The sequence below is a fragment of the Marinobacter sp. L-46 genome (assembly GCF_056859535.1).
Genome location: NZ_JBSXOP010000071.1, coordinates 1 through 21,335 on the forward strand (window position 1 = coordinate 1; position 21,335 = coordinate 21,335).

18 protein-coding genes are annotated in these 21,335 nt (G+C 60.0%); 11 read left to right on the top strand and 7 right to left on the bottom strand.

Annotation, left to right across the window (positions count from 1 at the left end):
- Positions 1-212: 212 nt before the first annotated feature.
- The gene (locus AC13DJ_RS11430; RefSeq protein WP_482933973.1) at positions 213-665 is read right to left on the bottom strand and encodes a hypothetical protein; all 453 of its coding nucleotides are present in this window, start codon (positions 663-665) and stop codon (positions 213-215) included.
- Positions 666-1,104: 439 nt separating this feature from the next.
- On the opposite strand from AC13DJ_RS11430, the gene AC13DJ_RS11435 reads away from it, so the two are divergent.
- Complete coding sequence (locus AC13DJ_RS11435) at positions 1,105-1,842, top strand: hypothetical protein (RefSeq protein WP_482933974.1); 738 nt, start codon at positions 1,105-1,107, stop codon at positions 1,840-1,842.
- 195 nt (positions 1,843-2,037) lie between these two features.
- Positions 2,038-3,447 (top strand): argininosuccinate lyase, encoded by a 1,410-nt coding sequence (gene argH, locus AC13DJ_RS11440; RefSeq protein WP_482933987.1) that lies wholly within the window; start codon positions 2,038-2,040, stop codon positions 3,445-3,447.
- A gap of 51 nt (positions 3,448-3,498) precedes the next feature.
- Here argH and AC13DJ_RS11445 read toward each other — a convergent pair whose 3' ends face one another.
- A complete protein-coding gene (locus tag AC13DJ_RS11445) occupies positions 3,499-5,943 on the bottom strand; it encodes an EAL domain-containing protein (RefSeq protein WP_482933975.1) in 2,445 nt (814 codons plus the stop codon).
- A 197-nt stretch (positions 5,944-6,140) separates the two neighbouring features.
- Here AC13DJ_RS11445 and lptM point away from each other — a divergent pair, with 197 nt between their 5' ends.
- From lptM to xerC, 5 genes are read left to right on the top strand one after another with little or no spacing between them, the layout of a single operon-like run.
- Positions 6,141-6,305: an LPS translocon maturation chaperone LptM gene (gene lptM, locus AC13DJ_RS11450; RefSeq protein WP_286816140.1), complete on the top strand. Its 165-nt coding sequence runs from the start codon at positions 6,141-6,143 to the stop codon at positions 6,303-6,305.
- A gap of 38 nt (positions 6,306-6,343) precedes the next feature.
- Entirely contained in the window at positions 6,344-7,594 is a 1,251-nt protein-coding gene (lysA, locus tag AC13DJ_RS11455) for a diaminopimelate decarboxylase (protein WP_482933976.1), read from the top strand.
- Positions 7,595-7,608: 14 nt separating this feature from the next.
- Positions 7,609-8,523, top strand: a complete 915-nt coding sequence (gene dapF, locus AC13DJ_RS11460) for a diaminopimelate epimerase (protein ID WP_482933977.1) — start codon at positions 7,609-7,611, stop codon at positions 8,521-8,523.
- A 17-nt stretch (positions 8,524-8,540) separates the two neighbouring features.
- On the top strand, positions 8,541-9,293 hold the full coding sequence (locus AC13DJ_RS11465) for a DUF484 family protein (RefSeq protein WP_482933978.1): 753 nt from the start codon (positions 8,541-8,543) through the stop codon (positions 9,291-9,293).
- Between the two features lie 2 nt (positions 9,294-9,295).
- A complete protein-coding gene (gene xerC, locus AC13DJ_RS11470; RefSeq protein ID WP_482933988.1) occupies positions 9,296-10,261 on the top strand; it encodes a tyrosine recombinase XerC in 966 nt (321 codons plus the stop codon).
- Positions 10,262-10,270: 9 nt separating this feature from the next.
- On the opposite strand, the gene AC13DJ_RS11475 is transcribed toward xerC, so the two are convergent.
- Positions 10,271-10,504 carry a DUF2789 domain-containing protein gene (locus tag AC13DJ_RS11475; protein WP_286816896.1) on the bottom strand — a complete coding sequence of 78 codons (234 nt, stop codon included), beginning with the start codon at positions 10,502-10,504 and terminating at the stop codon, positions 10,271-10,273.
- Positions 10,505-10,597: 93 nt separating this feature from the next.
- Between AC13DJ_RS11475 and AC13DJ_RS11480 the strand changes: the two genes are divergently transcribed.
- Positions 10,598-13,360: an ATP-binding protein gene (locus tag AC13DJ_RS11480; protein ID WP_482933979.1), complete on the top strand. Its 2,763-nt coding sequence runs from the start codon at positions 10,598-10,600 to the stop codon at positions 13,358-13,360.
- 12 nt (positions 13,361-13,372) lie between these two features.
- Here the strand turns inward: AC13DJ_RS11480 and AC13DJ_RS11485 are convergent, their stop codons facing one another.
- Complete coding sequence (locus tag AC13DJ_RS11485) at positions 13,373-13,738, bottom strand: hypothetical protein (RefSeq protein ID WP_482933980.1); 366 nt, start codon at positions 13,736-13,738, stop codon at positions 13,373-13,375.
- 225 nt (positions 13,739-13,963) lie between these two features.
- Here AC13DJ_RS11485 and AC13DJ_RS11490 point away from each other — a divergent pair, with 225 nt between their 5' ends.
- Together AC13DJ_RS11490 and AC13DJ_RS11495 are read left to right on the top strand one after the other, a co-directional pair.
- A complete protein-coding gene (locus AC13DJ_RS11490) occupies positions 13,964-14,575 on the top strand; it encodes a hypothetical protein (RefSeq protein WP_482933981.1) in 612 nt (203 codons plus the stop codon).
- Complete coding sequence (locus AC13DJ_RS11495; protein WP_482933982.1) at positions 14,556-16,796, top strand: patatin-like phospholipase family protein; 2,241 nt, start codon at positions 14,556-14,558, stop codon at positions 16,794-16,796. The genes AC13DJ_RS11490 and AC13DJ_RS11495 overlap by 20 nt, the downstream gene beginning before the upstream one ends.
- Here the strand turns inward: AC13DJ_RS11495 and AC13DJ_RS11500 are convergent.
- The 3 genes from AC13DJ_RS11500 to AC13DJ_RS11510 form a co-directional block, all read right to left on the bottom strand.
- Positions 16,790-17,449 carry a GntR family transcriptional regulator gene (locus AC13DJ_RS11500; RefSeq protein WP_482933983.1) on the bottom strand — a complete coding sequence of 220 codons (660 nt, stop codon included), beginning with the start codon at positions 17,447-17,449 and terminating at the stop codon, positions 16,790-16,792. The genes AC13DJ_RS11495 and AC13DJ_RS11500 overlap by 7 nt on opposite strands.
- A gap of 69 nt (positions 17,450-17,518) precedes the next feature.
- The gene (gene cls / locus AC13DJ_RS11505; protein WP_482933984.1) at positions 17,519-18,955 is read right to left on the bottom strand and encodes a cardiolipin synthase; all 1,437 of its coding nucleotides are present in this window, start codon (positions 18,953-18,955) and stop codon (positions 17,519-17,521) included.
- Complete coding sequence (locus AC13DJ_RS11510; RefSeq protein WP_482933985.1) at positions 18,952-19,992, bottom strand: AraC family transcriptional regulator; 1,041 nt, start codon at positions 19,990-19,992, stop codon at positions 18,952-18,954. The genes cls and AC13DJ_RS11510 overlap by 4 nt, the downstream gene beginning before the upstream one ends.
- Positions 19,993-20,363: 371 nt before the next feature.
- On the opposite strand from AC13DJ_RS11510, the gene AC13DJ_RS11515 reads away from it, so the two are divergent.
- Positions 20,364-21,155 carry an alpha/beta fold hydrolase gene (locus AC13DJ_RS11515; RefSeq protein WP_482933986.1) on the top strand — a complete coding sequence of 264 codons (792 nt, stop codon included), beginning with the start codon at positions 20,364-20,366 and terminating at the stop codon, positions 21,153-21,155.
- Positions 21,156-21,335: the final 180 nt, after the last annotated feature.

The window sequence follows — 21,335 nt, forward strand, 5'->3', positions numbered from 1 at the left end:
CTCTGGTTGTGAAAGAGCATGCAGGTTAGACTCGGACATGGCGTATCATTCCTCTGTTGGTTGTGATCTTGGCGGTGATCAACCAACAGGATACGCCACCCCTTCAGCCTGCTTCCATACACCAGAAATCACCATAACTCCTCACGGACCTCACTAAACAAAAGCGAATACTCGCCTCGCACTCATTCCAAGCCTGTTTTTCTGGCTCAAGCCTAACGAGTTCGCCCTTTGTCTGCGGAATCGGAATAAATAAAAGCTAGGGAGAAGCTAGCCCTCTCTTCCACTTCGCCGCGGAGAAGGTCGCGAGATGCGTTACGGATTCTAGAGACCGAGTCAAGCTTCAGCCTTCGGTTTTCATTCATTTCTTCCCATTCTTTGCTTCTAACGAACTGATAGAGGACATCCGCCCGTTTCATGCATGACTTGTTCATCAGATATAATGTTACGTAAACATCATAAATTTTAGACTTCGTTTTCTTTTCAAAATGGGAGTAATCTATTGACGTAACCTTTATTCTCGTGAATTCTGTATTTATGTGAGCATAAGGAGCAAATATATCTTGGACGGGCTCATTTAGTGCGCATTCGCAGAGCGTCGAAAAGTAATCAAAGACCTCTTCTTCTATTTTCGAATGGGTTTCAGATTTTTCTTGCATGCCGATCATAGAGCGATACCCTGAATGAATTAATTCTATGCATTATGAAATAGAAAGCCATTTGCTTTAGGCCCGGCGCGAGCAGCCACCCGAGTCATCTCTAGTGGCTCGTTATCGTTCTAGGTCTCTGCGCCCACACAATCGGGTGGATCGGAATTATCCACGGGCTCAGTCTCTTTATCTTCGCCAGGAAACATAGGCCTCCCCAAAACGAAACAATAGATCGCATGAAACAGAATAACAAATATGCCAACAGTTTATGCTAGCGATCCAGCAATAGGGTCTCGATTAATGGCAGGTGTCGTTGCCGGATCTTAGTCATAACATTTCAAGTATTTGGGCCACGAGGTAGGTAACCTTTCTCATTTTCATCTGGGCCAGTAAGTTATTGATTTCTCAGTTACCGAAGTAGAAAGTTGGATGCAGGTCAGGCAGACAGGAATAGAGCATGAAGAGAATCTATTGCTTATTGAAAATTCTAGATGAACGAGAGCATGCCGAATCCTTCGCTCGGGGGTGTATTAAGCTCGGTAGCCTCAAGAGTTATGTAGAGTATAAAGATAGCCACGGGGGTATGAGAGGTGACCAGTTCGAGGGGGTTAGTCACTGGTTACACCCGGATCGGTCCGAAATCGAAATCGCAGGGCTTAAGCTCAACCCAAATGACATTATTGCTCCAGTGGCTCTGCAGGACAGCCAGGTTCTTGAAAAGCATGCTTTATGTTTATACGCAATAACAAATGGAGAGTGGGATCAGATCCCTGAAGACCAAGCTGATCGTTTCAAGGCATCTCTCGCTATCCATCGATCGAATTTCGGGCTCGGTCAATATTGTGTTGTCATTACGAATTCTCCAGAGTTTATTGCCAGAATTAAAACCGCTCTCAGGGAAAAATGCTTTGGAATCGCTCGGGGCCTAGTCACGTATTTCGATGAGCACGAATTCAGCGGGTCATTAGATGCCGAGAAGGTGGGATTCTACAAGCGTTCAGTATATGAGGTTCAGAGTGAATACAGATTTCTTGTTGACTCTGGCGCTTCCCCAGAAAGCCCTCTCTGGCTCGAAGTAGGTGATCTGTCTGACATTACGATGATTATGACTCCGGAGGAGTTTAATCGGAGACTAGACGTTAATTCTCATGCGCAACAATGCCAGGCAACCAACGATCCCTCATCGCACGGCTGATGGCTGGCGCTACCATCGAACCTAAATGTTCGCTTTGCGACCCGCACGGCCGATTTATGCTGGCAATCTCCGGCCAGAACCGGCCACAATATGGCCACACGATTAGAGTGAAAACCGGGAAAAGTGTAACCTCGACTCTTTTCCATATTTTCAATCACTTATGAATTGGTAACATGTAACATGAGTACTAAAAGCATGACGGATCAGAAGAAATCTGACCAGGCCACATCCTCCGAAAAACCCTGGGGTGGCCGTTTCAGCGAGCCTACCGATGCCTTTGTTGAACGCTTCACCGCCTCGGTGGGTTTTGACCAGCGCCTTTACCACCATGATATTACCGGCTCCATCGCCCATGCCACCATGCTGGCCAAGGTGGGTGTGCTCACCGACGCCGAGCGGGATCAGATCATCGAAGGCCTGAAAGGCGTTAAGGAAGACATCGAAGCCGGTCGCTTCGAGTGGTCCGTCAGCCTGGAAGACGTGCACATGAACATCGAAGCCCGGCTGACCGACCGCATCGGCATCACCGGCAAGAAACTGCACACCGGCCGCAGCCGTAACGACCAGGTCGCTACCGACATTCGCCTGTACCTGCGCGATGAAATCGACGTGATCGCCGAAGAGCTGGCTCGCCTGCAGGCCGGCCTGCTGGACCTGGCGGAGCGCGAAGCCGATACCATCATGCCCGGCTTTACCCACCTGCAGACTGCACAGCCGGTTACCTTCGGCCACCATTTGCTGGCCTGGTACGAAATGTTGGTACGCGATGCCGATCGTCTGCAGGATTGCCGCAAGCGGGTGAACGTGATGCCTCTGGGCGCCGCTGCCCTGGCTGGTACCACTTACCCGATCGACCGTAACCTGACCGCCGAGCTGCTGGGCTTTGACCGGCCGACTGAGAACAGCCTGGATTCCGTCTCTGACCGGGACTTCGCCATCGAATTCTGCAGTTTCTCTGCCCTGCTGATGACCCACCTGTCCCGGTTCAGTGAAGAGCTGGTGCTTTGGACCTCCGCCCAGTTCGATTTCATCGACCTGCCGGATCGTTTCTGCACCGGTTCTTCCATCATGCCCCAGAAGAAAAACCCGGACGTACCGGAACTGGTGCGTGGCAAGACCGGCCGGGTGAACGGCCACCTGATCAGTCTGCTGACCCTGATGAAGAGCCAGCCGCTGGCCTACAACAAGGACAACCAGGAAGACAAAGAGCCGCTGTTCGACACCGTCGATACCATCAAGGGCTGCCTGAAGGCCTACGCCGACATGATCCCGGCCATCAAGGCCAAGGCGGACAACATGCGGGTGGCGGCCAAGCGGGGCTTCTCCACGGCCACCGACCTGGCGGATTACCTGGTCAAGAAAGGTGTGCCCTTCCGGGATGCCCACGAGATTGTCGGCAAGTCTGTCGCCTTTGGCGTAGCGGAAAGCCGGGACCTGTCCGAGATGACCCTGGAAGAACTGCAGCAGTTCTCTGACGTGATTGGCGAGGACGTGTTTGACGTGCTGACTCTGGAAGGTTCCGTGCACGCCCGTGATCACCTGGGTGGCACCGCGCCGAACCAGGTGCGTGCCGCCGTAGCCCGGGCCCGCGCGGCCCTGAAGTAATCCTGCCCTGATCATCCGCCGGCACTGGGGTAACCTCTGTGCCGGCGGAACTCAGCCCCCGATACGCCCGGTACTCAGCTCCACCACCGCCGGTTTCAGTTGTTCCAGTGGTTGCGGTTCTGCCAGCCGGAAGCCCTGGCCGAAGTGAATTCCCAGTGTTCGTACCTTGCGCAAGGTTTCATCGTTTTCGATGAAGGTGGCTACGGTTTCCTTGCCGGCAGCCTCGGCAATGCGGTGCAGGGCATCCACCATAATTTGTTGTACCGGATCTTTTTCCAGGTGTTTCATTACCCGCTGATCCAGTTTGATGATGTCGACCGGCAGGTTGGCGGCCAGGCTGTAACTTTCCACCGAAGCACCGGCCCCTTCCAGGGCGACCCTGAAGCCGGCCCGGTGGAGGGCATCGCACAGCACCGCCACTTCATCCGGATACTGGGTGGCATGGGCCTCCCGGATTTCCAGGCAGAAACACTCCGGCTTGTAAGCCAGCGTTGCCACCGCCTGTTCCATGAACTCCGCAAAACTGTCATCCAGGATGCTGGCCAGAGACAGGTTGAAACCGCAGTACTTCAGCCGCGGCTTCAGCAATGGATGCCGGTCCAGCCAGTCCAGGGTCTGGCGGATGACCTGCCGGTCCAGCCGTTTTACCAGGTCAAAGCGTTCGGCGATGGGCAGGAACTGGTTCGGTGTCAGTGGCGTGTCGTCCGGGTTGGCACCCGGAATCCGGCACAGGATTTCAATGTGGTCGCCCCAGGTTACGCTGGCCACCGGTTTCATGGTCTGGAATTCCAGCAGCAGGTGGTTGTTGTCCAGGGCGTTGCGAAGCTGCTCCAGTTGCTGGTCGGAACTTCCCGCCGGTTGTTCACCATGCCTGGCGTGGGCTGCGTGAATCCGGTTGCGGCCGGAGATCTTGGCGGTGTGGCACAGGTTGGCGGCCTGGCTCAGCAGTTGTTCCGGCTGTTCAGGCTGCTCGCCGCCCAGAATCAACAGCCCGCCGCTGGCGGTGGTTTGCAGTTGCTGGCCCTGCCAGTTGAACTGGAAGCGGGCAATCTGCTCGCGGATTTCATCCGCTAGTTTGCGCACCCTGGGTTCCGGACAGTTCTCGATGTACAGCGCGAAAGTGTCGCCGGCCAGCCGGGCGAGGGCATCCCGTTGCCGGACCCGCAACCCCAGAGTGGCCGCCAACTCCCGCAGGTAACGGTCGCAGGCGCCGCTGCCGGCGTTTTCCTGGTATTGCTCGAAGTTGTCCAGGTCCAGCAACAGAAGGCTGTCGGTGAACTGGCGCCGGTGCTGGTGGGTGAGGGCCCGTTCCAGGTGTTCGAGAAACGCGCGACGGTTGAGCAGGCCGGTGACCGGGTCAAACCGGGTGCGCCGGTCATCGTCCAGGTTGCGCTTCAGGCGGTCACTGATATCCCTCGCTACATGGGCTGCGCCAACCACTTCGTTATGGGGGCCGCGCAGGCTCTGGAAATGGAATTCGTACACCGGAAAGCCTTCGCCCTGACGGTTCAGTGGCATCTCCGCAACAAAGCTGTCCCGCTCCAGTGCCCGTTGCCACAGGCGTTCGATCAGCCGGCGCTCATTCGGGAAGTCGCCCAGCAGCTTGCTGAGATTATCGCCGACAGAAGGGGCCAGTCCGAAGGCTTTATAAAACTGGCGGGCCCAGGGCTTATTGAAGTGCAGCAGGTCCAGCCGGGTATTCACTGCCAGTACCAGGTCTTCGGTGGCGTTGCCAGTGGCTTCCAGAATGCTCCGTACCCGTTGTTTTTCGTCATCGTGGCGCATGACTTCGCTGTGATTGACGATGACGCCCCCCAGCCGCTGCGGTTCCCGGCTGTCGCCAAGAGGGCCGCCGGCGAGGGTGACGGTTTGCTGGTTCTGCTTGCCAGTGAGGATGGACAGGTCAATCCTGAACGGCTTGCCGGTGCGGATGCTGCGGCGGAACAGGGCCCGGGCCCGGTTCTGGCCGGCCTGGCAGTAGAACAGGGCCTGCTCGGGCGTCAGCTCGGTGCCGGGCTGCAGTTCCAGTAACCGGTAAACGCCTTCGGTCCAGCCGATCTCGTTGCTGGCGATATCCAGTTCCCACAGGCCGAAGCCGGCGCTTTGCTCCGCCAGTGTCAACAGGCTGCTGTCCATGGCGATGCTGTCCCGCAGCGTAATCGTGGCGCTGGCGGCCTGGTCGGAATCCCGCATTTCAGTGTGCAGGCCCAACCGGGCTGTGAAGAAGAATCCCTCCTTGTGGCGGAAGGTCACCAGGACCTTCTGGCCGTCATTCAGTCGGTGCCGGTTAGCCGGTGCAAAAGGGTCGTCCTGGCACGAGGCGAGAATCTGTTGCACCGGCTTGCCGATCAGTTCCGCCGGTTCGTAGCCGAACATGGTATCGGTATGGCGATCGGCCCGGATAACCCGGCCGGTGTCATCGATCTGTACCAGCGTGGGCGGAATGTCGGGGCCTAGCGGGTCCTGGCGATAGCGTTGGATCAGGAATTCTTTCACAGCGGTTGTCCCTTGCGGGTCTCCGGATTGTCGTTATGGCTGTAAATGACAGAATGGCTCCCATGATACTGGCTCCTCACCCGAAAAGAAGTGGATGGCGTCCCGGTTATCGGATTGCCCTGGGTGGAGCCGGTTCCCTCGCCGTAATGGCCGGGTGTCGGGTATACTTCGCCCATTATTCACTCAGGGGATTGGGTATGCAGGTCAAGCAGGTGCGCTGGCCGGGGCTGGCGGCCCTGGTGCTGGTTTCGCTGATGGTTTCCGGTTGTGGCCAGAAAGGCCCCCTGTACCGGGAAGCGCCGGTGCCGGCGCTTGAAAACAGTGCTGAAACACAGCAAAGCGACGACAAGCCGGAAAGCTGACCACTCAACCCGATTCTGCCCGAACAGTCAGGAACACCATGGATCATTTCAATTACCGTGACGGCGAACTCTACGCCGAAGACGTCCCCGTAGCACAGATTGCCGAGCGCTTCGGTACGCCCGCCTATGTCTATTCCAGGGCTACCCTGGAGCGCCATTACAGGGCCTACGACAACGCCCTGGCTGGCCGGCCGCACCTGGTGTGCTACGCCGTGAAAGCCAACAGCAACCTGGCTGTACTCAATGTGCTGGCCCGGCTTGGTGCCGGCTTCGACATTGTCTCGGCCGGTGAGCTCGAGCGGGTGCTGAAGGCCGGTGGCGAGGCCGGAAAAGTGGTGTTTTCCGGTGTCGGCAAGCAGGAATGGGAAATGAAGCGGGCGTTGGAAGCCGGCGTTCGTTGTTTCAACGTGGAATCCGACACCGAGCTGGACCGCCTGAACAAGGTGGCCGGCGAGCTGGGAGTGAAGGCGCCGGTTTCCCTGCGGGTGAATCCGGATGTTGATGCCGGCACCCATCCCTATATTTCCACTGGCCTGAAAGAGAACAAGTTCGGCATTGATATTGCCGAAGCTCCGCAGGTCTATGCCCGGGCGGCCAGCCTGCCGAACCTGGACATTCACGGTGTGGACTGCCACATCGGCTCCCAGCTGACCTCTGTGTCGCCGTTCCTGGATGCGCTGGATCGGGTGCTGGCGTTGATTGATTCGCTGGCGGAACAGGGCATCCGCATTCGCCACCTGGATATGGGGGGTGGCCTGGGCGTTACCTATGGCCAGGAACAGCCGCCCCAGCCGGCGGACTATGTGAAAGCCCTGGCCGAGCGTATGGGCGACCGTCAGCTGGAGCTGATCCTGGAGCCGGGCCGTTCCATTGCCGCCAATGCCGGCATCCTGGTGACCCGGGTGGAATTCCTGAAGTGCACCGAACACCGGAACTTTGCCATCATCGATGCGGCCATGAACGACCTGATCCGTCCGGCCCTGTACAGCGCCTGGCAGGCGATCATTCCGGTCCAGCCGCACCAGGATGGCGAAGAGAAAGCCTGGGACCTGGTGGGCCCGGTGTGTGAGACCGGCGACTTCCTGGGCAAGGACCGCAAGCTGCGCCTGCAGGCCGGTGACCTTCTGGCCGTGCGCTCTGCCGGTGCTTACGGCTTTGTGATGGCCTCCAACTACAACACCCGAAACCGCCCGCCCGAACTGATGGTGGATGGTGACAAGGTGCATGTAGTCCGGCGCAGGGAAACCCTGGAAGACCAGCTGGCTCCTGAAAGTTGTCTGCCGGAATGAGCGGGGAACCGGAGATGAACCAGCAAAGACGGAATCAGGGGCCGCTGCTGAGGTTCACCAAGATGCACGGCCTGGGCAATGATTTCATGGTGGTGGATGCCATCAGCCAGCCGTTTCACCTGCGCCCGGAAATGATCCGGGAGCTGGCCGACCGTAACTTTGGCATTGGCTTTGACCAGCTGCTGGTGGTGGAGCCGCCCGGATTACCGGATGTCGACTTCCGCTACCGGATCTTCAATGCCGACGGCTCGGAAGTGGAGCAGTGCGGCAACGGCGCCCGCTGTTTTGCACGCTTTGTGCGGGATCAGCGCCTGACCAACAAGCGGGTGGTGCGGGTACAGACCGCCAAGGGCGTGATTGAACTGAAAATTGGCAAAGACGGCATGGTGATGGTGAACATGGGTGTGCCGGAACTGAACCCGCCCGCCATTCCCTTTGCCGCCGACCGCCAGAAAACCGTGTACACGGTGGAAGTGGACGGTCAGCAGATTGAATTGTCGGCGGTGTCTATGGGCAATCCCCACGGTGTGCTGGTGGTGGACGACGTGGATACCGCGCCGGTCGCCAGCCTGGGGCCGGCGCTGGAGAAGCATCCGAGGTTCCCGGCCCGGGCCAATATCGGTTTCCTGCAGATTGTGGATCGTAGCCACGCCCGGCTTCGGGTGTTCGAACGGGGCTCCGGTGAAACCCTGGCCTGCGGCAGCGGTGCCTGTGCTGCAGTGGTTGCCGGCCAGTTGCGCGGCTTGCTGGATGCCCGGGTGGATGTGGAACTGCGTGGCGGGCGGCTGGTGATCGAATGGCAGGGTGAGGGTACCCCTGTTATGATGGAAGGCCCTGCAACAACAGTATTTGAAGGCCAGTTACGACTGCCGGGCGAGGCTCCGCCGCGCCGGCGTAAAGGCACTCGCAGCCCTAAAACAAGGTCCTGACAGCTCAGGAGAACACGATGACAGAACAAACGGCCCGCCAGAAGGTCGCAGAACTCACCCGTGAGCAGGTAGCGGATTATCTGCGCGACAACCCTGATTTCTTTGTCGACCAGGATGAACTGCTGCGCACCCTGACCCTGCCTCACGACAGTGGACGTGCGATTTCCCTGGTGGAACGCCAGGTTCATCTGTTCCGTGAGCAGCGCGATACCCTGCGCCGGGAGCTGGTCGAGCTGGTCTCGATTGCCCGCCACAACGACCGCCTGTTCGAGAAGAGCAAACGCCTGCTGCTGCAGGTGATCGAAGCCCGAAACCTGAACGACATGGCGGCGGCTATCGATGACAGTATCCGAAGTGATTTCGGGCTGGATGCCGCGTCTGTCTTGCTGTTCAGCGATGATGAACTGCCCGGTTCCGGCCAGGGTGCCCTGCATGTTGTCAATGCCGACCTGGCCCAGGAACGACTGGGTAGCCTGCTGGATGGTGAGCGGGCGGTGTGCGGACAATTCCGGGAGAATGAGCGGGAGTTCCTGTTCCCGGACCGGGACGAACCGATCGCCTCGGTGGCCCTGATGCCACTGCGCCATGAAGGCCTGGTCGGGGTGTTTGCGGTGGGTAGCTGCGAGCCGGGTTATTTTGACCAGAGCATGGGATCGCTGTTCCTGAGTTATATCAGCGATACCCTGAGCCGCCTGCTGCCGCCCATGCTCAAACGCCATGGCTCCGGCGCATCGGTGTCTGACCTGGCGGTGGAAAGCGGTCAGGGGTGACCTTGGAGGTTGACCCCGGCGCCCTCGACACCCCCGGCACGCCGCCCGAGGCCCTGGCGGCGCCGCTGTCGGGCTTTATCCGCCACCTGCAATCAGAAAAGCGGCACTCCGCGCGCACCTGCGATAATTACCAGCGTGACCTGCAGCGCCTGGCGCTCTGGCTGACAGGAGTCGGTTGCGATTGCTGGGCGGACCTGTCCAGCCACGACGTCCGCCGGTATGTCGCCCACCTCAGTAAAGGCGGCCTTGGCGGCCGCAGCATTGCCCGCCATCTATCTTCTATTCGTCGCTTCTACCAGTATCTGCTCAGGGAAGGCCTGGCCCGGGATAACCCGGCGCTGGATATCCGGGCTCCGAAAACCGGTCGCCGGTTGCCGAAAGTGGCCGATGTTGACCAGATCAACCAGTTGCTGGAAGTAAACCCGGACGATCCGCTGGAAGTCCGGGACCTGGCCATGTTCGAACTGATGTATTCCTCTGGCCTGCGGCTGGCAGAATTGGCCGGGCTTGACCTGCTCTCCCTGGACCTCAAAGGCCGGGAGGTGAGGGTGCTGGGTAAGGGGAACAAGGAGCGGATTCTGCCGGTAGGCGGCAAGGCGGTAACGGCCCTGAACAACTGGCTGGCAATGCGGTCGTCCCTGGCGCCGGAAGGCGAGCCCGCAGTGTTTGTCAGCCAGCGGGGTGACCGCCTGAGCCGGCGCAGCATCCAGGCCCGGCTGGCCCGCTGGGGTGTGTTGCAGGGGGCCGACCAGCGCCTGCACCCGCACCTGCTCCGGCATTCCTTTGCCAGTCACATGCTGGAATCCAGTGGTGACCTGCGGGCCGTGCAGGAATTGCTGGGCCATGCCGATATCGCAACTACCCAGGTGTATACCCACCTGGATTTTCAGCACCTGGCCAGAGTCTATGACCAGAGCCATCCCCGGGCCAGGCGCCGGCGCGGGGGCTCGGGTTCCGGCGAGAGTTGAAACCGGGCGTCAGTGCCTCAACATGGCATCGAGCTCGTCAATGATTTCTGCCCAGTCACTGTCTTCTTCCAGGCCTTCCTCCAGGAAGTGGGACTGGGCCTCGGACCAGAACGGGGCATCCTGCAGTGCGATTTCCGAGGGCAGTGGCGAGTGACGGCCAATGAAGTCTTCGATGCTGGCTTTGTCTGCCGGCATGCCAAGTTGTTTGAACAGGGTGCTCAGGCTATGTTTGCTGGTGTCCATGGAAGTGCCCTCTGTGATGGGTTGGCAAAATGCAATGTACCCCGTTTACGGGTATGGTTTCCTGAAATGTAGTGGACCCGCCGAGGATATCCAGTGAAGTCTGTTTCACAGTTATTGTTCTGCCTGCTGTTTCTGGTATTTCAAGGGGCCGCACTGGCAGATCCGCCACTGGCTGCGCCGGACCCGGTGCTGGGCGTGGAAGACCTGGAGTGGCTGGAGCAGCAGGACAGCTTCCGGGTAGGCATCCGCCACAGCCAGGTACCCCTGGTGTTCGATACCGGCGATGGCCCCCTGGCGGGTATCTGGATCGATTACCTGCAGCGGATTGAAAACAAGCTGGGGGTGCTGGTAGAGCCGGAACTCCTGGATGGCTCCGGTAACCAGCCCGAGCCGGATATCATCCTGACCACCCGCATTCCCGATGCCCCGGTGATTCCGGGCGTGCGCCATACGGCGCCACTGATGTCGCTCACCTATGGGGTCTTTGTGAATGCCGGAGAGGCGGCAATCCGCGGCCCGTCAGACCTTGAAGGCAGCCGGGTGGCCATTGTCGGTGACGACCCCAACCAGTACCCGCTGCTGGACCCGGTGAACAACTTTACCCCGGTGCCGGCGGCCAATCTTGGCGAAGCTGTCAGCCTGCTGCTGTCGGGCAAGGCGGATGCGTTTCTGGGGCCGGTGCCGGTGGTGTCCGACTACCTGGAATCGGCAATGATCAACGGCGTTGGCCTGTCCTTGCTGCTCGACCACCGGGAGGTGGATGTCGTGCTGCAGGTGCCCATCGAAGAAGCCAACCTGTTCCGGGTGTTCGACCGCGCCATCACCGCCCTCGGCCACCAGGAACATCGCAGCATCCGGCAGTCCTGGCTGCAGGCCAGCGCGCCGGAGATGGACGCCGGTAACCAGTCCCTTAGTAGTTCAGAGCGGGCCTGGCTGAAAGCCAATCCCGGGCTGAAGGTGGGCGTCCGGTCAGACTGGCCGCCCTTCGAATTCCAGCAGGACGGCCGGCCCGCCGGGCTGGTGGTTGACCTGCTCAAGCGCCTGGAGCAGGACCTGGACATCCGCTTTGAATATGTCCCGGTGGATAGCCGCAGTGCCTCGGAAGAACAGCTGAAATCCGGTGAAGTGGATGTCCTGCCGGGCATGTCCCGAACACCCCGTACCGAGCAGGATTTCCTGTTTACCCGGGCTTACGTCAACGTGCCCATTGCCCTGGCGATTCGGGACACCGGGCGGTTTATCGGGGATTTGCGGGAGTTGCGTGACGAGCGGGTAGGGGTGGTCAATCGCCAGGCCAGCCATGATTACCTGCTGATCAATCATCCGAACCTCGACATTTATCCGCAGCAAACCGTAGAAGAAGGCTTGCTGGCGCTGTCTAACGGCGACCTGGACGTGATGGTGACCCACATCCCGGCGGTCAGTTACACCGTCGCCCGGTTGGGGCTGACCAATCTGCGTATTACCAGCATCACCCCGTACCAGTATGACCTGCGGTTAGCCGTGGGACAGTCGGCCCAGCAGCTGCACCGGATACTGAACAAGGCCCTGAGTGGTTTGCCGGCATCGGAAACCGAGGCGGTGTACAACCGCTGGATTCACCTGGATATCGAGCAGGAAGCCGACTACACCGTGGTGCGCCGGATTATCCTGATCGCCATCGTGGTGGTGCTGATCTTCCTGTACTGGAACCGAAAGCTGTCGCTGGAAGTCGACGAGCGGATCCGGTCGGAGAATGCCCTGAGGCGAAGTGAAGACGAGCTGCGGGCAGCCAAGCTGGAGGCGGAGCGGCTGGCGCGGCAGGCCGAAGCCGCAAGCCGCTCCAAAAGCGAATTCCTGGCCAATATGTCCCATGAAATCCGGACGCCGATGAACGCGGTGATCGGCTACAGTGACCTGCTGTATAACTCGGTTACCGACCCCCAGCAACGTAACTACCTCAACGCCATCCGTGCCGGCAGCCGCAGCCTGCTGATGCTGATTAACGACATCCTGGACCTGTCCCGGATTGAGGCCGGCAAGATGCGACTGGACTTTGGCCCCGTGTCGGTGCGCCGGCTGTTGAGCGATGTCCGCCACATCTTCGATCTGCGCGCCACCGAGCAGGGCATCACCCTGGAAGTGAGCGTTGGCAAGAAAATGCCGGCGGCCATGATGCTGGATGAAACCCGGCTGCGGCAGGTGCTGTTCAACCTGGTGGGTAACGCTATCAAGTTCACCCACGAGGGTGGGGTCACCGTTCGGGCCGTGGCCAGCGAGCTGGACGAACCGGGCGGGGAAGACTCCGAAACCCGGTATTACCGGCTGGTGGTGACGGTGGCGGATACCGGCATTGGCATTGCACCAGACCAGCAGGAGCGCATTTTTGATGCCTTTGAACAGCAGGAAGGCCAGAGCTCCCGGCGTTATGGTGGCACCGGGCTGGGCCTGGCAATCAGCCGTAAACTGGTGGAAATGATGGGCGGCGAGCTGACGGTGGAGAGTGAGTCAGACGTGGGGTCTACCTTCTCGGTGGTCTTGCCCCGGGTGGAGGCCACCGTCGAGCAGGTGGAAGACGATGGAACACCGAAAGAATCCGAGCGCTTGCTGGCCCAGACCATGAGCATGCAGGAGCGGGGCTGGTTGCGGGAAAAACTGGCGGAAGACTTCGGCAACGAATGGCAAGACGTTCGCGAGAGTGGCGACCCGGAACAGATGAAAGACTTTGCCCTGAGAGTGGTCGAGTGGGGGCAGCGCTATCGGTCGCCGTCGGTGACCCAGTACGGTGAGAAGTTGCTGTCGGATGTGGAAGCCTTCAACCTGGATGCCGTTAACACCGCGCTGGAAGCCTTCCCGCGCCTGCTGGGCCAGAGCTGAGGCAGCTCTGGCTTACAGGCAGTCGAACTGGGACTGGCGGTCGAAGGCAACCGATACCATATCGTAACCGGAATCCGACAGTGAGCGGACCAGGTTGCGGTCTTTAAGCAGGGCCATGCAGACTTTGTGTACGCTGGCCTGAAGCTGTTCGCTGGCCGGTTCCTGGTCGGTAAAGCGGAAGTCCACCACCAGGTATTTGCGATCCACCGTCGCAAGTTCCGGGATGTCTTCCCGCTCGATGCTTTCAAAACCGATGTAGGTGGCTTCGTTGTCCGCGAATACGCCGCTCATCAGAACATCCAGGTTTTCTGCCTGAGCTGCGGGTGCCGCCAGTGCGATGACTGCGGCGGAAGCAAGGGATGGCAACAGGGCACGCATGGTTATTCTCCTTGGGTCGCGCCTTAAATCTGTGTAACACAATGTAACAGATTATTAAGTTAGATTGTTGCAGAGGATTTGGCAATTTTCCTCCGGTACCCACCGGATTTTTCAATTGTTTGCAATCTGCAGGCATTTGCCGGGGCTCACCGGGCTGGCCTGTTCCGGCGATGGTTTTCAGCTATCATTGGCGCATTGGTCTGCGAAAAATAACGAGGCAAAACTATGTTCCAGCTTGTGTTCAAAGGGGAGTGCGTGCCGGGCACCGACCCTGCTGCGGTTCGCAATAACGCAAAGGCCCTGTTCAAGGCCAGTGTCGAGCAGCTCGACCGCATGTTCAGCGGTCAGCCGGTGGTTATCCGCAACAAGCTTGAGCAGGTACAGGCCGAAAAATACCAGACGGTTCTGAAAAAGCATGGCATGGTGGCCTATGTGCAACCGATGGCCGGTGCAGCGCCATCCAGGCCGCAGCCCCGGCAGGAACCGGCACCGTCGGCACCGGAACGCCCCGCCAGCCCGGCACCGGCACCTACCGGTGCTGCGCAGGATGCTCCCGCCCGAACCGGTAAAGCGCCCGAACCGGAGCCCGGTGACCGACTGCCCGTTGCGGGTGAAAAAGTGGATGACATCCTGGCCGGTTCCGGCCTGAGCCTGGACCCGCCCGGAGTCACGCTGGTGGAACACCAGGAAGCCGAAGCCCCCATGTTTGAGCATCTGGAAGACTGGACCCTTGCGCCACCCGGCACCGACCTTGGCGAAGACCGGGTGGTTCCGCCGCCGGTTGTGCCGGATATCTCCCACCTTTCCCTTGCCGACGATGACAAGAGAAAGCACTGATCGCCCGATCTTGAGCCCCCCGAAGCTGTTCGCCATTGCGCTGACGTTGCTGGCCATGCTGGCAGCCCCAGCCTGGGCCCAGTCTCGGCCCGAGGTTCGCCCCAAGGTGGGCCTGGTGCTCAGTGGCGGCGGCGCCAAGGGCATGGCCCATGTGGGTGTGTTGCGTGCGCTGGAAGAAATGAAGGTGCCGGTAGACCTGGTGGTAGGCACCAGCGCCGGCTCTGCAGTGGCGGCCCTGTATGCCTCCGGTATGCCGGTGGAGGAAATAGAACGCCGGTTTATCGAGCTGGACTGGCTGTCCAGTTTCCGGGACGACCCCGGCCGTGCCTACAAGCCGGTGCGGCGCAAGCAGGATGACTGGCGTTTGCCTCTGGCCCCCGGCCTGGGGGTGAGCATGGACGGTATCCGGCTGGGTGGCGGCCTGGTGACCGGCCAGAACCTGGGTTTTATCCTGAACGAACTGACCCGCAATGCCGCCTTGGTTGAGGATTTCGATGAGCTTCCGATCCCGTTCCGGGCGGTGGCCACCGACCTGGAAACCGGGGTGGAAGTGGTGATCGGCAGTGGCGACCTGGCGGAAGCCATCCGGGCCAGTATGAGCATACCCGGAGTCTACGCGCCGGTAGAACGAAGCGGCCGGCTGCTGGTAGACGGTGGTGTAGCCAACAACCTGCCGGTTAGCGTGGCCCGGGATATGGGCGCCGATATCATCATTGCCGTGGATATCACCGACCCGCTGCTGACCAACGAGGAAATGCAGGAAGCCTTTTCGGTGGTTGGCCAGCTGACCACCATGATGACCCGCCGTAATACCGACGATCAGCTGGCCCGGCTGACCGACAGCGACATACTCATCCGGCCGGACCTGGAAGGGTATTCCTCTGCTGACTTTTTCGACGGCCCGGTACTGTTCGAGCTGGGCGCGACCGCTGCCCGCGAACATGCGGTGGCGCTGAACCGGCTGGCGGTTTCCGGCCCGGCCTGGCAGGCCTGGCGGGATTCGGTCGAAGGCGGCATGTGGCAGCCGGGGCCGATCGCCCGGATCGAGTTCACACAGGGTGACCGCCTGGCCAGTGAATTCCTGCGCGAGCGGATTCGCCAGCAAGCCGGTGAGCCACTGGATGTCGAACAGCTGGAAGATGACCTGAAACGCATCTACGGCCTGGGCTACTACGAGACAGTGTCCTGGTCGATGCGCCCCTCTGACGAGGGCCCGGTGCTGATGGTGCGGGCCCGGGAGAAAAGCTGGGGGCCGAACTACCTGTCGTTTGGCCTGAACTACGAAGACAACTTTGACGGCGACACCCGTTTTAACCTGGCCGCGGGCCTGCGTATGACCGAACTGAACCAGCTGGGGGCCGAGTGGCAGACCGCCCTGCAGCTGGGGACCCAGCCCTGGGTGCGCACCCAGTGGTACCAGCCCCTGGATTACGGCTATGACCGGTTCGCGGTGCTGGGCGTGGAATACCGCCAGGATGATTACAGCGTGTACCAGGATGGCGAGCGGATTGCCGAGATTGATGTAGGCTTCCGCCAGATAGACCTGGCAGTAGGTATGGAGCTGGGCCGCAACGGTGAAGTGCGCCTGGGCTACGTGCGCGGGCTGGCATCAGTGGACGATGAGTTGGGTGCGTCGGTGGCACCTTCTGACCATGTGCATCAGGGCTACGCCAGTGTGCAGTTGGTGCATGATTCCCTGAGCGATACCTTTTACCCGAAGTCCGGTGCCTTTGCCGGTATCCGGGGCCGTTTTGAGCGAGACGGGCTGGGCTCTGACCGGGAGTTCGATTCGGTGACCGGCATGCTCCTGGGCACCGGCACCTGGGGCCGGTTCAACCTCACTGGCCTGGCGTACACCCGGCAGGTGGTCAGTGGTGAGGCGGGTATCGAGAATGCGGCCCGCCTGGGAGGCTTCCGGCAGCTGTCGGCCTATGCACCGGGTGAAATCACCGGTAACGATGCGGCACTATTGTCGGCCTATGCCCGGCGGGAATTCGGCGGGCCGGTGATGCCTTGGTTCGCCGGCGTGGGCTTTGAAACCGGTAACGCCTGGGACACCATGGACGATGTCCGCTGGTCTGGCCTGGTACGATCCTGGAGCCTGTTTGCCGGGGTGAATACCTTCCTGGGCCCGGTGCAGCTGGCTGGTGCCTATAACAATGAAGACGACTGGACCGCCTACCTGAACATCGGCTTCTCGTTCACCCAGCTGTTCTACTGATCCAGCGCCGCCAGTACCTGGTCGCTTTGCTGTTGTGCGTAGCTGTTCAGCAGCGAAGCCAGGGCCTCTTCGTCCCGGTCACGAATGGCCTGGATCGACTCTTCCATATGCTTCAGGTTGTCTTCCAGAACCTGCTTCCCGCCCTGGCGGAAGGCTACAAACGCGCAGCGCTTGGCCGATGGCCACAGGTCTTCAATGGCAGAGACAATAAAGTAGTTGTCTGCGTAGGCCAGCGAGGCCTTGGTGTACTCGATGCCCAGCTCCAGGAACGCCATCAGGTCGTTGTTCTGGTAGCAAGCCTGCATCTGGCTGTGCAGTGATTCCAGCCGGGCCATGTCTTCGGGTTGCCATTGCCGCACCAGTTTGCGGCCGGTGTGGGTCAGGTACAGCTTCAGGGTTTCGTACAGGCTTCTGACGAAGTGCTCGTCCAGCGGGGTTACGAAGGCGCCTTTGCGGGGCACGTTCCTGACCAGGTGGCGTTTTTCCAGCAGCAGCAGGCCTTCGCGGATGGAGCCGTGGCTTACGTCCATTTCCTTGGCCATGGCGCTTTCGTAGATGCGCTCGCCGGAACGGAGCTGGCCAAAGGCAATCAGGTTCTCGATGTGGCGGGCGACCTGCTCGGTCAGGGTCTCACGGGGTTTGAATGCGGTCATGGAGTATCGGTTGTTGTCTTGCCGGTTTTCGGGCGGTCATATTGGCACAAGCCTGCACTGAGAACCAGTTCAAAGAAGCGGTGCCAGCAACCGTACGGCACGACAGCCCAGGCGGAACGGAAGTGAGCGGTCCTGGTAGTCGCTTTCGGTCATCAGCCGGCACTGTTTCAGGTCGTCTTCCAGCATCTGCTCTACCTGCCCGATGAACTCCGGGTGGGTGTTAATGGCCATGATCTCGAAGTTCAGGCGCATAGAGCGGTTATCCATGTTGGCAGTGCCCAGGGCCGCATAGCGGTCGTCCACCAGTACCACCTTCTGGTGCATGAAGCCCGGCTGGTAACGATAGATGCCGATGCCGGCCTGGCTGGCCTGCACCAGGTAGGAATAGGCCGCTACCCGGATCAGCGGGCTGTCGGATTTCTCCGGAATCAGGATGCGTACATCCACGCCACGCAGTGCCGCCAGCTGCAGCGCGTTCATGATCTGGAAATCCGGCACGAAGTAGGGCGAGGCGATCCACAGGCGGGTTCGGGCGTTGTTGATGCAGTTCAGGAAAAACAGGGTGCAGGTTTCCCAGGTGTCGGCCGGGCCGGAGGGCAGTACCAGCACTTCCTGCTGCCCCGGAGGTGGCTCTGCCGGCGCCCATTCCAGCTCGGGACGGTCGTTGCTGGCCCAGTTCCAGTCTTCCAGCCAGGCCAGTTGCAGGCCGATGACCGCCGGCCCGTCGATACGGCAGTGGGTATCCCGCCAGGGCTCCTGGTCCATGGCAGTTCCCAGGTATTCGTCGCCCAGGTTGATGCCACCGACAAAGCCGGTGTGGCCGTCACACACCAGCAGCTTGCGATGGTTGCGGAAGTTGATCTGGAAGCGCCGGCGGCGGATGTTGCCGTCGCCAAAGGAGGCAACCCGTGCCCCGGCGGCGCTCAGTTCGTTGAGCCAGCGGCGGGACAGGGAGACACTGCCGATGTCGTCGTACAGAAACCACACCGACACACCTTCCGCCAGTTTGCGCTCCAGGATTTCCTTGATCCGGTGGCCCACCTTATCGGAGCGCACGATGTAAAACTCCAGCAGGATATAGTGGGTGGCCTGTTCCATGGCTTCGAACAGGGCCTCGAAGGTGGCCTCGCCATCCCGCAGCAGCGTGCAGCGGTTACGGCTGGTAAACGGCTGCCGGCTGAGTTTGCACAGCACCTGCAGTTCATCGCTGAAGTGCCGGTCGCCGGGCTTGGCGATCGACGTACTCTGGTTCTCAAAGGTGTCCAGCAGGTCAGACAAATCCTTGTTGCCCATGCGCCGGGCCTTTACGTAGCCGCCAAAGCGGATGCGTCCGAACAGCAGGAACGCCGGCACGGCAAGGTAGGGCAGGCCCAGCAAGGCAATAATCCAGGCAATGGCACCCTGGGAGGTGCGGTAGGTCAGGAGAATGCGATAGATGCAGGCGATGGCTGACAGGTACAGCAAGGCCAGGGGGATGGCGAGCCAGGACAGGGTATCACCGGTCATGCGCTTGCCTCCTGGTGCCTGGCCCGGTATTGCGCGGGCGCCATGCCGGTCCAGCGCTTGAAGGCGCGGCTGAAGGCGCTGAGTTCGGAGAACCCGAGCAGGAAAGCAATTTCGCCCAGGGCATATTGATCGTCGGCAACATAGCGCAGCGCCTTGTCTTTGCGGACCTGTTCCACCAGGTCGTGGAAGCTCAGGCCTTCTTTTTTCAGCCGGCGGTACAGGGTTTGCCGGCTCATGTGGCATTGCCTGGCCAGGGTGTCGGCGTCAATACGGTCGGTCGCCATTTGCCGGGAGATCAGCCGGCGTACTTTGCGGCTGAACGAACGGCGGGTCTGCAGCCTGGCCAGTACGGCGTTTACCTGTTTCAGTACCGCCGAATACACATAGGGGTTGCGGTGCGGAATGCGGTGCCCCAGGTGCTTGCTGGCAAAGGCCATGCGGGTAATGCCACAGCCGAACAGGACCTGGCCGCCGAACAGCTTCTGGTATTCCGCGGCGTAATCCGGTTCCGGATGGGCAATTTCCACCCAGTCTGCCTCGATGCCCCGATGAATAAAGTGCCGGGTGCGGCACAGGGCGGCGGCCAGGGTGCGGTCCATGTCCTGCCGGCAGTAGTAGGCGGGGTTATCCGGTTGCCAGGTCAGAATGGACTGCTCCGGCGTCTGCTCGAAGCTGAGCGTCACCGACTCATTGATCAGCCGGTGCAGCCTTACGTACTGGATAACGGCTTCTCCCAGGGTGTCGCAATTGAAGAACACATGGCCTACCAGCCCCATGCGTTCCGGGTCGATCACTTGTCCCGCGTGCAGGCCTACGCCCGGGTCTGCGGTCAGCTGCTCGGCCAGTTCCCATAGCTGGTAGTGAATGCTGGCGGGAATGCGCAGGTCCGGGTCATCCAGTTCTTCCAGGCGCACCCCTGCGATGTCTTCCACCCGGGCACGGTCCAGCAGGCCCCGCTTTTCGAGGTAATGCACCAGTGCAAGGGTGCTGGAGGCCGCCACATGGGGCGTTGTTGCTGGGTCCGCTTGGGGATGCATGGTGTTCGCTGGCTCCGCGGTTCGGTTCAGGCTGATACAAAATGTCAAACGATTGGCACAGCTGGTCAACGGGTATCAACACCTTAAACGATAGCATGTGTGGCATCAGGTTGAAGTAGCCATAACGCCAATTGGAGGTGTTGTATGACACAGGAAATCTTTGTTCCCCGTACCCAGAGCGAGCGCGAAAACATCGTGGCGCTGGCTGAGTATCTGGACAGCATCTTCTATTGCTGATTTCTCAGTCGTAATGTATGTGACCATTTAGCCGGGCCTTTGTCCGGTTTTTTTCTGCCTGAATTTTCCCTTGCCCCGTGCACTGGCGGTGGTAGTGTATCCGGTTCATTCAGATAACCGGAGGTTGCCTGCGTATGGGCGTTGAACTGAATCACCGTATTTCCGGCCAGGGAGAGCCGCTGATCCTGTTGCACGGATTGTTCGGATCCCTCGAGAACCTGGGTGGCATAGCCCGCCGGCTGGAAGATAACTGGCAGATTCACGCGCTGGACGAGCGTAACCACGGCAGTTCTCCCCACAGCAATGAAATGAACTATCCGGCCATGGCCGCCGATATCGTGACTTACATGGATGCTCAGGGGCTGGAGCAGGCTACTATTCTGGGGCACTCCATGGGTGGAAAGGTGGCCATGCAGGTGGCCCTGAGTTATCCGCAACGGGTGAAAGCCATCATCGTGGCGGACATTGCCCCGGTGACCTACCACCCCCGCCATGACGACATCCTCGAAGGTATGAAAAGCCTCGACCTGAACGGGGTCAAATCCCGAAAACAGGCAGACGAGCGCCTGGCAGAATTCGTGGAAATCCCCGGTGTGCGGCAGTTCCTGCTCAAGAACCTGGAGCGTATTCCGGCCGAAGAACAGACCGACAGCGATATCATCTTCCGCTGGCGCCTGAACCTGCCGGTGATCGATGCCTGCTACCAGAACCTGGCGGACGCACCGGAAGGTGATGGCCCGTTTGAAGGGCCGGTGCTCTTTATCAAGGGCGCAGACTCCGCCTACATCCAGGAAAAGCACCAGGACACCATCCGCCGCTTGTTTCCGAACGCCGAACTGAAAATTATCGAAGGCACCGGCCACTGGCTGCACGCCGAAAAAGCCGATACCTTCGCCACCCTGTGCCGGCGGTTTCTGGAACAGTAAGGTGTGACGCGGCCATTGCCGGCAACCGATGAATGTCTGCTAACCCGGATTTCTCATAGTGCTCCAACAACCTTCGCAGACCAAGCCTGGTAGTGCCAGATCCGAGTGGTCATGGTCGAAGTTGGCGATTATTTAGCCAGTTTCCGGCATTCAGGCACAACTCCCCCTTTCCCCCATTGG

Coding starts and splice junctions, on each gene's coding strand:
- AC13DJ_RS11430 (WP_482933973.1), bottom strand. CDS start 665: ATGATCGGCATGCAAGAAAAATCTGAAACCCATTCGAAAATAGAAGAA.
- AC13DJ_RS11435 (WP_482933974.1), top strand. CDS start 1,105: ATGAAGAGAATCTATTGCTTATTGAAAATTCTAGATGAACGAGAGCAT.
- argH (WP_482933987.1), top strand. CDS start 2,038: ATGACGGATCAGAAGAAATCTGACCAGGCCACATCCTCCGAAAAACCC.
- lptM (WP_286816140.1), top strand. CDS start 6,141: ATGCAGGTCAAGCAGGTGCGCTGGCCGGGGCTGGCGGCCCTGGTGCTG.
- lysA (WP_482933976.1), top strand. CDS start 6,344: ATGGATCATTTCAATTACCGTGACGGCGAACTCTACGCCGAAGACGTC.
- dapF (WP_482933977.1), top strand. CDS start 7,609: ATGAACCAGCAAAGACGGAATCAGGGGCCGCTGCTGAGGTTCACCAAG.
- AC13DJ_RS11465 (WP_482933978.1), top strand. CDS start 8,541: ATGACAGAACAAACGGCCCGCCAGAAGGTCGCAGAACTCACCCGTGAG.
- AC13DJ_RS11475 (WP_286816896.1), bottom strand. CDS start 10,504: ATGGACACCAGCAAACATAGCCTGAGCACCCTGTTCAAACAACTTGGC.
- AC13DJ_RS11485 (WP_482933980.1), bottom strand. CDS start 13,738: ATGCGTGCCCTGTTGCCATCCCTTGCTTCCGCCGCAGTCATCGCACTG.
- AC13DJ_RS11490 (WP_482933981.1), top strand. CDS start 13,964: ATGTTCCAGCTTGTGTTCAAAGGGGAGTGCGTGCCGGGCACCGACCCT.
- AC13DJ_RS11495 (WP_482933982.1), top strand. CDS start 14,556: ATGACAAGAGAAAGCACTGATCGCCCGATCTTGAGCCCCCCGAAGCTG.
- AC13DJ_RS11500 (WP_482933983.1), bottom strand. CDS start 17,449: ATGACCGCATTCAAACCCCGTGAGACCCTGACCGAGCAGGTCGCCCGC.
- cls (WP_482933984.1), bottom strand. CDS start 18,955: ATGACCGGTGATACCCTGTCCTGGCTCGCCATCCCCCTGGCCTTGCTG.
- AC13DJ_RS11510 (WP_482933985.1), bottom strand. CDS start 19,992: ATGCATCCCCAAGCGGACCCAGCAACAACGCCCCATGTGGCGGCCTCC.
- AC13DJ_RS11515 (WP_482933986.1), top strand. CDS start 20,364: ATGGGCGTTGAACTGAATCACCGTATTTCCGGCCAGGGAGAGCCGCTG.